This is a genomic window from Campylobacter sp. TJR-1, assembly GCF_032840035.1.
GTDB classification, from domain to species: Bacteria; Campylobacterota; Campylobacteria; order Campylobacterales; family Campylobacteraceae; genus Campylobacter; species Campylobacter fetus.
The window spans coordinates 149,564-161,221 of record NZ_JAWIZX010000001.1 but is presented as its reverse complement, the minus strand read 5'-3'; the positions used below and the strand labels follow the sequence as shown (position 1 = coordinate 161,221).

Here is an 11,658-nt window from a genome sequence, read left to right as displayed (position 1 = left end):
TCTCCTAAATTATAAGCATACCGTCGCCATAAGAGTAAAATTTATATCTATTTTCTACGGCTTGTTTATAAATTTCCATCGTTTTTTCAAGTCCTATAAAACTTGCTACGAGCATTATCAGTGTTGATTTCGGTAGATGAAAGTTTGTAAGTAAAAAATCCTGTCTCAAAGGCTTGTTGTCAGGATGTAAAAATAGATCGCAAAATCCTTTTGGCTGTTTGGTTCTATAGTAGTACTCGATGCATCTAGTAACAGTAGTTCCGACTCCTAGAAGCTTTATATCTGAATCTATAATGTTTTTTGCTTTTTTGGATATACAGTAAAATTCGCTGTGCATTTTATGCTCTCTTATATCGCAGTGCTCAACTCCTTTAAACGTACCTGCGCCTACGTGTAGAGTGATATATGAGATATCATGAGTTTTGTTTAGATCATCAAGCATTTGATCGTTAAAATGTAAGCTTGCGGTTGGAGCTGCGACAGCTCCTTCATTTTTAGCAAATATGCTTTGATACCAGATCTCATCATCGGGAGTATCTTCTCTTTTTATATACGGAGGAAGCGGCACGTGACCTATATGAGATAAGATATTATAAATTTCACTTGTATTTAAAATTTGCTCATTTTTTTTAAATTTTACTATACGGCTAGAGTCGTCTTTTAGTTCTAAAACTTCAGCTTCAACTCCAAGATCAAATTTAAGTTTAGTTCCAACCTTTACTTTACCTCTTATATAACAGCTAAAAAGTGAGTTTTGAAGCGGCTGATTTAAAAGCATTTGTATTTCTGCACCGCTATCTTTACGACCGTAAATTCTAGCTTTTATTACCTTTGTATCATTAAAAATTATTGCACATTCGGGTAAAATTTCGCTTAGATTTTTAAATTTAAGATGAAATACGCTATCTTTTTGTCTATCATAAACCAAAAGTCTTGCTTCTTCTTTTGGCATAGTAGGAGCGGTGGCTATAAGATCTTGAGGAAGTTTATAATCATAACTTGAAAGGCTGAATATATCGCTCATTGCTCTTCTTCTCGATTTTCTTGCATATCTTCTTCTTCATCTTTTTTTGCCGGATTTACCATTTTTGCTATAAATATAGAAAGAGCATATAACGCTATAAGCGGAATAGCTAGTAAAAATTGACTAAGTACATCAGGGGGAGTCATAATAGCAGCAAATATAAATATAATTACTACCGCATATCTAAAAAATCCTTTTAGCGCTTTATCATCGATCATACCTAGCTTTGCTAAAAAAAATGTAACAACTGGAAGTTCAAAGCTTATACCGAAAGCTACTATTAGTTTCGTAAAAAATCCTACGTAGTCTCCTATGCTAGGAAGCGCTTGAAAAAGCTCTCCGCCAAAATTTATAAGAAAATGAAATCCCACCGGAACTACAAAATAGTAACAAAAAGCAGCTCCTACTAAAAACATAAAAGTAGCGCTTATAACAAACGGAATAACGTATTTTTTCTCATTTTCATAAAGTCCTGGTGCCACAAATAGCCAAAATTGCCAAAATATTACTGGCAATGCTAATAAAAGTCCGGCAAAAAATGCAACTTTCATAGCGGTGAAAAATGGCTCCGCAACTTGAGTAAAGATTATGTTGCTTCCATCTGGCAATACCGCTTTTAAAGGAGCGCTCATATAAGCCAAGATCGGATTCCAGAAGTTAAAACATACTACAAAACATACTATAATAGCAAATGCACTGATGATAAGTCGCTTTCTAAGTTCTATTAAATGTGGTCTTAAATCTTCAAACATTATGCCTCTTTTTTTATTTCTTTATTTTCTAAATTTAAATTTGGTGATGGTTTGCTCGGCTGTTCATTTAAAGTTTCGTTATTTAATGGATCATTATTTAACAGTGTTAAAGGATCTTTAGTTATCTCTTTTTTGATATCTGCTAAACTCTCGTTTATGCTGTTTTTTGTGCCGCTAACCGTACTTTTTAGCTCATCAAGCTCTTCAAAAGTCAGCTTTTTACGCACACTGCTAGCTGCGTTTGTTATATTTTCTTTGTATTTTTTTGCATCTTCTTTGAGTTCGGCTATCTTAACTTCTTGCTCAAATGTACTCTTTGCGCTATTTACAGTCTGCTTAAAGAGTTTGAAAAACTTAGCTATTTTTACCATAGCATCGGGCAATTTATCAGGACCTAAAAAAATAACCGCAATAACCGCTATTATGATTATTTCTGGCAGGCTCATTCCAAACATAGATGTTCCTAATTATAGATTTTTATATAACATTTTACAATCTTTTTTCTAATTGCTAGGTTAAGAATAAATAAATTTCATCACTAAGTAAGAAGTTTTTATTAAAAATGCGTCCATTTTTTATGTAAATTCTATTTTTCTTAGCTAAAATATTTGCTTTTTGGAGTTGTAAATCATTTAAATTTGAAATTTTAACTCCGACTATACTTCTAAGACCAAGAAAAATATGCTCATTTAATTTATCGTTTTTACTTAAATTCTCTACGGATTTTTCGAGCGGATTTTTGATGTAAGCTTCTAAATTCGGTGTAGAATAAAATCGTTTTTCTCCTATAGTTCCTACTGCGTAAGCTCCAAATCCAAGATAATCTTTTTGCTTCCAGTAACCTATATTGTGCAAGCAAGGTTTTCCGAAATTTGATATTTCATACTGTTTGTGACCTATATTTTCCAACTCTTGTATCATAAATTTAGCTAATACAGGACTGTCTTTTTTGAGATTTATACGTTCAAAAAACGGAGTATTTTCCTCTAGCATTAAAGAATATGCTGAAACGTGAGATATATTTAGGTTAAAAATATTTTCAACTTCGGTTAAAAGAAGTTTTTTCGTATCAAGTTTTGTTCCGTACATTAGATCTATATTTATGTTGTTAAATTTAGCTATTTTAGCGTTTTGCACAGCTTTTGAAATACCGTTTTTTGAATGGATTCTACCAAGTAGCTTAAGCTTTTTTTCATTGAAACTTTGAGCTCCGAAACTTACTCTATTTACTCCAAGCTCTCTCATTTCCAAAAGCCATTTTAAGCTTGCTGAGTTCGGGTTTGCTTCGGTTGTTATTTCACAGTTTTTAGCAAGTTTCGGTTTTATAATTTCAAAAATATCCGAATAAAATCCAGCCTCGACACTACTAGGCGTACCGCCGCCTATAAAAATCGTACTTATTTTTTTATTTAAATTTAAAATAGATTCTTTTATTTCACTTTTAAGCGCACTAAAATAGCGCTTTGTTAAACTAAATTTATCGCTGTGAGAACCAAAAGCGCAGTAAGGGCATTTTGATTCGCAAAATGGTATATGTATGTAGATTTGCAAAGTTCCTCTTTCATTAAAAAGAAAAATTGTATAAAAATATCTCTTAAAACTCTTTTATTTATTAAACTTTAAACGCTTTTAGGGTAGCATTTTTTTAAAATTTTAGGAAAAAAAATGGATAAAGAGAAAAACTACAGGCCAAATGTAGCAGCAGTTATCCTATCTCCAACTTATCCGCTTGAGTGTAAAATTCTTATAGCTCAAAGATATGATATAATCGGTGCATGGCAGTTTCCTCAAGGTGGAATTGACAAAGGAGAAGTCCCAAGAGATGCACTTTTAAGAGAACTAGGAGAAGAGATAGGCACTAGTGATGTTGAGATTTTGTGTGAACATCCGGAATGGCTTAGTTATGATTTTCCACAAAATATAGCTAAAAAAATGGCTCCATACGATGGTCAAACGCAGAAATATTTTTTAGTAAGACTTAAGCCGATGGCAAAGATAAACTTAAATACTAAAAATCCAGAGTTTAATGATTATAGGTTTGTTATGCAAAATGAAGTTTTAGAAAGTGTTAATCATTTCAAAAAAAATGTATATAATAAGGTACTGAAATATTTTAAAGAGGAGGGGTATATTTAATGCTTATAGTTCAAAAATACGGCGGAACAAGTGTTGGTACGCTTGAGAGGATTGAAGAAGTAGCAAAAAGGGTGATAGAGACAAAAAAAGCTGGAAATGACGTAGTAGTCGTAGTTTCAGCTATGAGCGGAGTGACTAATAAATTAATTGAATATGCTGAGTATTTTACCAAAAATGAGCCATGCTCCGCTGATATGGATATGCTATTAAGCTCAGGAGAAAGAGTTACTAGCGCACTTCTATCTATAGCATTAAATGAAAAAGGGTATTCTTCTATAGCTATGAGCGGTAGAGCAGCCGGTATACTTACTGATAGTACTTATACAAAAGCTAGAATTATAAGTATAGATAATTCAAATATGAAAAAAGCCATAAGTGAGGGTAAAATCGTAGTTTTAGCAGGTTTTCAAGGCGTTGATGCAAACGGATACGTTACTACTTTAGGGCGTGGAGGAAGTGATCTTAGTGCCGTTGCTATAGCAGGAGCTTTGAATGCTGATTTGTGTGAAATTTATACCGATGTAGACGGAGTATATACAACCGATCCTCGTATAGAACCAAAAGCTAAAAAGCTTGAAAAGATTAGTTATGATGAGATGCTAGAACTTGCCAGTATGGGCGCAAAAGTACTGCAAAACAGAAGCGTTGAGCTAGCTAAAAAATTAAATGTAAGTTTAGTTACTAGAAGTAGTTTTAATAATAATGAAGGAACATTAATAACAGGAGAAGCAAATATGGAAAATAACAGTATGGAACAAGCATTAATCAGCGGCATCGCTTTGGATAAAAATCAAGCAAGAGTAACTATGCGCGGTGTTGTCGATAAGCCAGGAGTTGCAGCTGGAATTTTTAAGAAACTTGCTGAAAAAAATATAAATGTAGATATGATAATTCAAAACACGAGTCATGAAGACGGCACTACAAGTCTCGGTTTTACAGTGCCGCAAAATGAGATGGAAGCAGCTAGAAGCGTTGTAGATGGCGTAGCAAAATCTGTTGAAATAGACAGCGACGTAGTAAAGGTAAGCGTTGTCGGAGTAGGTATGAAAAGTCATAGCGGCGTAGCAAGTCTTGCTTTTTCAACTTTGGCTAATGAGAGTATAAATATACAGATGATCTCTACTAGTGAAATAAAAATATCTATGATAGTGGCATCAAAATATGGAGAGTTAGCAGTTAGAGCGCTTCATAAAGCTTATGAGCTAGATAACTAATGACTGATTTTATCAAGTGGAGCTTAGAAGCTATAAGAGATGAAGGCTCTCTTATGAGCTGGATGGAAGAAAGACGCGTGGAGTGGGCTCCACTGCTTGCTTCTAGAGTAAAATATCTATTTGAAGGCGTTACATTTATAGTTATTAGCGATGAGGAAAGAGATTGGTTCGAGAGCTATTTTTTAAGAAATATTAATCGTAGAGATAATGCTAGGCCGATACTTCCTTTTGTATCTTTAAAATCGCTTTATCCGTCATTTAATGAGATAAACTCTAAAGAGGAGATAAGTCTTTTAGAAGATATGTTAAGTATCGCTTTTCCAAATGGATTTATATATTTTTATGTAGGAAAGTCAAGTTCAAAATTATCTTTGATAGCAAAAAGCAAGGATGATAGCTATATGTGGCTTTTTGATGAGCAAGCGCAAAATAGCTTTTATCTAAGCTCGAATGATGATTTGCTTGATATTAAACTTCTATCTTTATTTAGACTTTTTAATAAAAGTATAGATGCTGTTTTGTTTGGTAAAGTAAGTTTATAGGAGAAGTTTTGTATAGTAAAATCATAATCTCAAGCGATTTTAGTAGCGTTAAAGATGAGCTTATAAGAGATATTAAGCCTAATTTTTTACGTATTTTTGAATATGATAATTTTTTGGTCGATGATGCAAAAGAGATTATAAATGAAGCTTATATAGCTGAGATAGAAGAAAAAGTTATAGTGATAATGGCTTTTAAATTTGGGATTGAGCCGCAAAATGCACTTCTAAAGATACTAGAAGAACCTCCAAAAAATAGCATTTTTATCCTTGTAGCGCCGTCTAAAAATAGTCTTTTGCCTACTATTCGTTCAAGACTTATGATAGAAAATAGAAAATTAAATTTACAAAGAGCGGCTACTGGTTTAAATTTAAAAAAACTAGAGCTTAAAGATATATATAATTTTATAGAACAAAGTATATCTTTAGAAAAAGTCGATAAACTAAATAAAACTTCTTTGCTAAACTTAGTAAAGTCGATAGTTTGCGAAGCTATCGATTCTGGAGCTTCTTTTAGTGTTGAGGATTATAGATATTTTTATAAAATTTACCGTTTAGTTGATCTAAATGCAAAATCGATTCAGGTTTTAACGCCGCTTTTATTACTGATTATGCAAAGGATGCGATGAGAGTTTTTAAGATAGATGCAAATAGTGGATTTGAAAGTATTTGCTATACCATAAAGCCTCAAAAGGCAGGGCTAAATATCATGAAACAAAAGAGCCATTTGAATTTTTTTTATATAAAAGATATAAAAAGAGCCGCAGCAAATATCTTAAAACAAGACGCTTTGAGTATAGGTGCCGAGTTGGTTAGTTCAAAAGAAACGGTTTTAGGCGGAGATGAACTTGAAAATGCACTTCTTATAGCAAATGATAAGCAAATTTCTTATTTAGCTAAAAAAGAGTTAATGCAAGATTTTGGACTGAAAACTTTAGCTAAATTTATCTCAAAAGAGTTCAGAAAACCTGATAATCCTCTTATTATGGGTGTTTTAAATTTTAATGAAGATAGTTTTAATCCGAGTAGTAGAACAAATATACATGAGGCTGTTTTTAAGATAGAAAAAATGATAAATGATGGCGCCAGCTATGTTGATATCGGTATGGTAAGTTCTCGTCCAGGAAGTCAATACATAGGTAGCGAACATGAATTTAATAGAGTTAAGCCGGTTATAGATGAAATTTATTCAAATAAATTGCACGAAAAGGTAAAGTTGAGTCTCGATAGTTTTGATAAAAAGTGTCTTAGGTACGCTTTGGAGCGTGGATTTAGTATGATAAACGATATAAGTGCAGACTGTTCGTTAGCCACGCTTGCAAAGGAATTTGGCGCTAGTTATTGTCTTATGCATAAAAAAGGCGATCCGCAAACTATGCAACAAAATGTTTGCGACTGTGAAATTTTAAGTGAAGTTGATGATTTTTTCAGTAAAAAGCTGGAAATTTTAGAAAGTTTGGGAGCAAAAGATATATATCTTGATGTTGGAATAGGATTTGGAAAAACGCCTAGAGATAATATGATTTTGATAAAGCATTTGGAGCATTTCTTGCATTTTGGTTATCCTCTTTTTGTCGGAGCTAGCAGGAAATCGGTTATTGATTTTTACTCTAAGAGCAGCGTTGAGCAGAGATTAGCCGGAACGCTATTTTTGCATCTTAATGCGTTTTATAACGGAGCTAGTATAGTGCGCGTTCATGATGTTGGCGAACATGCGCAGATGTTTAAATTAGCGCTTGCTTATAGAGATTTAGATATTGAGGGTTAGATGGATAAAAATGATTATTTAAAAGCAGTCGATAGTTTAAATTTATGGGCAAAGGCTTATTATACCGATGATTCTCCGATGGCGTCAGATGATGAGTATGACAAGCTTTATAACGCCGTAGTTCAGTTTGAAAAAGAAAATCCGGATTTAAAACTCTCTTACTCTCCTACAAATAGAATCGGTGGAGAGATTTTAGATGAGTTTAAGAAGATATCTCATATAGAAAAAATGTGGTCCATGGAGGATATATTTAGTGATAGCGAGCTTGTTGCTTGGATTTCTAGAGGAGATAAAACGGATTGCGAGTTTTTTGCCGAACCTAAATTTGATGGAGCTAGTTTAAATTTACTTTATGAAAACGGAAATCTTATAAGCGCTGCTACAAGAGGCGATGGAAGCGTTGGAGAAGACGTCACGAACAATGCAAAGGTCATAAGCTCAGTACCGTTGCAAATAGACTATAAAGATAAAATAGAAATAAGAGGCGAAGTCGTCATAACAAAAGATGATTTTGAATTGATAAATATTGAGCGTAGCAAAAATTCAGAACCGCCTTTAGCAAATCCGAGAAACGCAGCAGCCGGAAGCCTTAGACAGCTTGATAATGGTATAGTAAAACAGAGAAAACTTAAGTTTTATCCATGGGGAGTCGGAGAGAACTCTTTGAAATTTAATAAACATTCTCAGATTATGGATTTTGTAAGAAGTCTTGGTTTTTTACATGATAATTTTTGTAAAGTGATCAGAGGTATCGACGAGTTAAAAATTGCTTATAAAGAGCTTTTAAGCGTAAGAGAGCTTAAGCCTATTTTGATGGACGGAATGGTAATACGAGTAAATGATTTATCAAAAGCTAATCAACTTGGTTATACCGTTAAATTTCCAAAATTTATGGTAGCTTATAAATTTCCTGCCACTGAAAAGACTGCAAGATTGATAGATATATTGCTGCAAGTAGGAAGAACAGGAGTCGTAACTCCAGTGGGATTGCTTGATGGAGTTTTGATAGATGGTGCGTTTATAAAAAATGTCACGCTTCATAATTTTGATGAGATAGATAGATTAAATTTAATGAAAAATGACTTTGTTACCGTGATAAGAAGCGGAGATGTCATACCTAAGATTACTGGAGTATTTAAAGATAGAAGAGACGGTAGTCAAAGTGAGATAATTCGCCCGAAAATTTGCCCTGAATGCGGAAACGAGCTTTTAGACGAAGGTGTTTTTATAAAGTGTCAAAATCTAACTTGCAAAGCTAGAGTCGTGAGTTCTATTATCTATTTCGCATCTAAAAAATGTATGAATATAGACGGTCTTGGTGATGCTATAGTAGAGCTTTTATATCAAAAAAATATTATTAAAGATATCGCTGATATTTATAGGCTTGATGAGCTTAGTTTTATAGGTCTTGAGGGATTTAAAACTAAAAAAATTTCAAATTTATTATCGGCTATTAATAACTCTAAAACTCCAAATTTAGATAAATTTATAGCGTCTTTAGGCATCGAACATATAGGCGAAGTTGCCGCTAAAAAAATAGCAAATAATTATGGAGATAGGTGGCTTGAATTAACTCTTGAAGAGCTTTTAGCTTTAGACGGATTTGGTGAAGCTATGGCTCTTAGTTATCTTGAGTTTATGAGAGTAAATTTAGAAAAAATAAAAGAACTTTTAGAATTTATCACTCCAAAAATGCAAAATTTAGAGTTAAAAACAAATATATTTTCAGGAAAAACAGTAGTTATAACAGGTACTTTGTCTCGCTCTAGAGATGAGTTCAAAGCAGAACTAGAAAGTTATGGTGCTAAAGTATCTAGCTCGGTGTCTAAAAAAACGGATTTCGTATTATATGGAAATGAAGCCGGAAGTAAGCTAGAAAAAGCAAATGAATTAGGTGTAAGAGCAATAGATGAGAGTGAGTATGAAAGTTTAAAATGAGAGCCGATGTTTTCGTATCCGCAACTCTTGGTATCAGCAGAAATCAAGCTAGTGAGCTTATAAAATCAAAAAATATAACTTTAAACGAAAATATGATAGATAAACCGAGTTTAGAAGTAAAGGGCGATGAGAGAGTTGTTGCAAATGATAATATTTATGTGAGTAGAGCCGCTCTTAAACTAAAAGGTTTTTTAGGAGAATTAAAACCGTGTTTTTTAAATTTAAATGCTCTTGATGTCGGCAGCAGTACTGGTGGATTTGTGCAAATTTTACTTGAAAATGGTGTTAAAAGCGTAACCGCTTTAGATGTGGGAAGTGATCAATTAAGCACCGTTTTAAGAAACGATAAAAGAGTTATAGTACAAGAAAATACTGATATAAGAAAATTTAACTCTTCTAAATTTGATTTGGTTACGGTTGATGTTAGTTTTATATCTATTTTACAAATTTTAAACGATATTGACCGTTTAGCTAAACGAGATATAATTTTACTATTTAAGCCGCAATTTGAAGTAGGAGCGAATGCCAAAAGAAGCAAAAAAGGCGTTGTCAAAGATAAAAAGCTAATAAACTTATCTAAAGCAAAATTCGAAATAGCCGCAAGCGAACTTGGCTGGAGTTTAAAAAAGAGTAAAGAGTCTGTAATAACTGGTAAGGAGGGTAACCTTGAGTTATTTTACTACTATGTCAAAAGATAAGATAGAAGCGATTGCGATAGGCCATTTTGACGGTATTCACAAAGGTCACAAAGAGCTTATAAAAAAATTAGGTAAAAACGGCGCGTTGGTCGTTGTAGAAAGCGATAAAGCTTGCATAACTCCCGGAGATAGAAGAGAAGAGTACTCCGGAGTACCCTGTTTTTACTATCATTTAAAAGATATCGTAGAGCTTAGGGGAGACGAGTTTTTGAAGCTTTTACAAAACGAGTTTCCAAATTTAAAACGTATAGTCGTGGGTTATGATTTTAAATTCGGAAAAGATAGAGCTTGGGATAAACACGATCTTAAAAATTTATTTCACGGCGAAGTTTTGGTTGTAAATGAGTTTAGTTTTGATGGTCTCGGTGTTCATAGCTCTGCTATCAGGCGTTTTTTAAGAGATGGCGATATATATAGAGCAAATCGTCTTTTAGGGCGCGAATATAGCATTAAAGGCAGAGTTATAAGCGGTCAAGGTTTAGGAAAAAAAAGTATATATCCGACGCTAAATTTGGTGGTTGAGCCTTATATCACTCCCAAAAACGGAGTTTATGCAACTAGAACAAAAATAGGCGACGATACTTATAGTTCTATAACTTTTATAGGCAATAGATTTACGACAGATGGCGCTTTTAGCATAGAAAGTCATCTTTTTGACGTAGATTTAAAAGATAATATATATGAAGTTAGAGTATGTTTTATAGAGAGAATTAGGGATAATTTTAAATTCAACTCTCTAGATGAGCTAAAAACTCAGATATCAAAAGATATGCTTATAGCAAGAAATGTCGCAAAATGCTGTGATCTGAGTTTACAAGACGATTATATACATGCAAGGGATCTGGTTTGAGAGATGAGGTTTTTAAACGTCCTATAAAAAAGCAGTTTGAGTTTGATGAAAGCGTAGTGAGTGTTTTTGATGATATGGTTAGTAGATCCGTGCCGTATTATTGCGATGTACAGGCTCTTATCTCTTTAATTTTAAGTAAAAATTTGTCACCAAACGCTAAAGTTTTTGATCTTGGTTGCTCTACTGCTACGACTTTACTTGAGATTTTTAAGCTTAGAAACGATCTAAGTTTAAACGGTGTCGATAGTAGTGAAGCTATGATAAAAACCGCAAGAAATAGATCTTTGGCTTACTTGGCAAATTTAAATTTATATGTGAGCGATATTTTGGATTTTGATTTTAGCGGTAGTGACGCTGTTATCTTAAATTATACGTTGCAATTCATTCGTCCTATAAAAAGAGAGGAATTTATAAAGAAGATATATTCAAATTTAAAAAGCGGCGGAATATTTATATTTAGCGAAAAATTGGTTTATGAAGATAAAAAACTAACTCTTGATATGATAGAAATATATGAAAATTATAAACATTCGCAAGGATATTCTAAATTTGAGATTGCTCAAAAGCGTCAAGCTTTAGAAAATATACTTATTCCATATAGCGAAAATGAAAATAAAGAACTCTGTTTAAATGCAGGATTTAAAAGCGTAGAAACGATTTTTAAATGGGCAAATTTTGCTACATTTATAGCTTTTAAATAATTCGGTTATAATTTTGTATCTATTTTGTTTCCAAAAGA

The 11,658-nt window shown here is 33.0% G+C and carries 13 protein-coding genes; 9 read left to right on the top strand and 4 right to left on the bottom strand.

Annotation, left to right across the window (positions count from 1 at the left end; translation table 11 throughout):
• Positions 1 to 4 precede the first annotated feature (4 nt).
• The 4 genes from queA to hemW are packed head-to-tail and all read right to left on the bottom strand — an operon-like array spanning position 5 to position 3,327.
• The gene (queA, locus tag RVY88_RS00840; RefSeq protein WP_002849734.1) at positions 5 to 1,024 is read right to left on the bottom strand and encodes a tRNA preQ1(34) S-adenosylmethionine ribosyltransferase-isomerase QueA; all 1,020 of its coding nucleotides are present in this window, start codon (positions 1,022 to 1,024) and stop codon (positions 5 to 7) included.
• Positions 1,021 to 1,776 (bottom strand): twin-arginine translocase subunit TatC, encoded by a 756-nt coding sequence (gene tatC / locus RVY88_RS00835; RefSeq protein ID WP_002849731.1) that lies wholly within the window; start codon positions 1,774 to 1,776, stop codon positions 1,021 to 1,023. Before tatC ends, queA begins: the two co-directional genes overlap by 4 nt.
• On the bottom strand, positions 1,776 to 2,231 hold the full coding sequence (gene tatB / locus RVY88_RS00830) for a Sec-independent protein translocase protein TatB (protein WP_002849729.1): 456 nt from the start codon (positions 2,229 to 2,231) through the stop codon (positions 1,776 to 1,778). Before tatB ends, tatC begins: the two co-directional genes overlap by 1 nt.
• A 55-nt stretch (positions 2,232 to 2,286) precedes the next feature.
• Positions 2,287 to 3,327, bottom strand: coding sequence for a radical SAM family heme chaperone HemW (gene hemW / locus RVY88_RS00825; RefSeq protein WP_162167284.1), 1,041 nt, complete (start codon positions 3,325 to 3,327; stop codon positions 2,287 to 2,289).
• A 114-nt stretch (positions 3,328 to 3,441) separates the two neighbouring features.
• On the opposite strand from hemW, the gene RVY88_RS00820 reads away from it, so the two are divergent.
• From RVY88_RS00820 to cmoA, 9 genes are read left to right on the top strand one after another with little or no spacing between them, the layout of a single operon-like run.
• A complete protein-coding gene (locus RVY88_RS00820; protein WP_002849725.1) occupies positions 3,442 to 3,912 on the top strand; it encodes an RNA pyrophosphohydrolase in 471 nt (156 codons plus the stop codon).
• Positions 3,912 to 5,126 carry an aspartate kinase gene (locus RVY88_RS00815; RefSeq protein ID WP_002849723.1) on the top strand — a complete coding sequence of 405 codons (1,215 nt, stop codon included), beginning with the start codon at positions 3,912 to 3,914 and terminating at the stop codon, positions 5,124 to 5,126. Before RVY88_RS00820 ends, RVY88_RS00815 begins: the two co-directional genes overlap by 1 nt.
• The gene (locus RVY88_RS00810) at positions 5,126 to 5,668 is read left to right on the top strand and encodes a HobA family DNA replication regulator (protein ID WP_011732088.1); all 543 of its coding nucleotides are present in this window, start codon (positions 5,126 to 5,128) and stop codon (positions 5,666 to 5,668) included. The genes RVY88_RS00815 and RVY88_RS00810 overlap by 1 nt, the downstream gene beginning before the upstream one ends.
• A gap of 8 nt (positions 5,669 to 5,676) precedes the next feature.
• A complete protein-coding gene (locus RVY88_RS00805; RefSeq protein ID WP_162167283.1) occupies positions 5,677 to 6,294 on the top strand; it encodes a DNA polymerase III subunit delta' in 618 nt (205 codons plus the stop codon).
• Complete coding sequence (folP, locus tag RVY88_RS00800; RefSeq protein ID WP_010403161.1) at positions 6,291 to 7,433, top strand: dihydropteroate synthase; 1,143 nt, start codon at positions 6,291 to 6,293, stop codon at positions 7,431 to 7,433. Before RVY88_RS00805 ends, folP begins: the two co-directional genes overlap by 4 nt.
• The gene (ligA, locus tag RVY88_RS00795; RefSeq protein ID WP_065843749.1) at positions 7,434 to 9,371 is read left to right on the top strand and encodes an NAD-dependent DNA ligase LigA; all 1,938 of its coding nucleotides are present in this window, start codon (positions 7,434 to 7,436) and stop codon (positions 9,369 to 9,371) included.
• A complete protein-coding gene (locus RVY88_RS00790) occupies positions 9,368 to 10,069 on the top strand; it encodes a TlyA family RNA methyltransferase (protein ID WP_147543025.1) in 702 nt (233 codons plus the stop codon). The genes ligA and RVY88_RS00790 overlap by 4 nt, the downstream gene beginning before the upstream one ends.
• Positions 10,038 to 10,919, top strand: a complete 882-nt coding sequence (locus tag RVY88_RS00785; protein ID WP_002849713.1) for a bifunctional riboflavin kinase/FAD synthetase — start codon at positions 10,038 to 10,040, stop codon at positions 10,917 to 10,919. The genes RVY88_RS00790 and RVY88_RS00785 overlap by 32 nt, the downstream gene beginning before the upstream one ends.
• Positions 10,916 to 11,620, top strand: a complete 705-nt coding sequence (gene cmoA, locus RVY88_RS00780; RefSeq protein WP_002849711.1) for a carboxy-S-adenosyl-L-methionine synthase CmoA — start codon at positions 10,916 to 10,918, stop codon at positions 11,618 to 11,620. The genes RVY88_RS00785 and cmoA overlap by 4 nt, the downstream gene beginning before the upstream one ends.
• The last annotated feature ends 38 nt before the right edge of the window (positions 11,621 to 11,658 follow it).

Coding starts and splice junctions, on each gene's coding strand:
- queA (WP_002849734.1), bottom strand. CDS start 1,024: ATGAGCGATATATTCAGCCTTTCAAGTTATGATTATAAACTTCCTCAA.
- tatC (WP_002849731.1), bottom strand. CDS start 1,776: ATGTTTGAAGATTTAAGACCACATTTAATAGAACTTAGAAAGCGACTT.
- tatB (WP_002849729.1), bottom strand. CDS start 2,231: ATGTTTGGAATGAGCCTGCCAGAAATAATCATAATAGCGGTTATTGCG.
- RVY88_RS00820 (WP_002849725.1), top strand. CDS start 3,442: ATGGATAAAGAGAAAAACTACAGGCCAAATGTAGCAGCAGTTATCCTA.
- RVY88_RS00815 (WP_002849723.1), top strand. CDS start 3,912: ATGCTTATAGTTCAAAAATACGGCGGAACAAGTGTTGGTACGCTTGAG.
- RVY88_RS00810 (WP_011732088.1), top strand. CDS start 5,126: ATGACTGATTTTATCAAGTGGAGCTTAGAAGCTATAAGAGATGAAGGC.
- folP (WP_010403161.1), top strand. CDS start 6,291: ATGAGAGTTTTTAAGATAGATGCAAATAGTGGATTTGAAAGTATTTGC.
- ligA (WP_065843749.1), top strand. CDS start 7,434: ATGGATAAAAATGATTATTTAAAAGCAGTCGATAGTTTAAATTTATGG.
- RVY88_RS00790 (WP_147543025.1), top strand. CDS start 9,368: ATGAGAGCCGATGTTTTCGTATCCGCAACTCTTGGTATCAGCAGAAAT.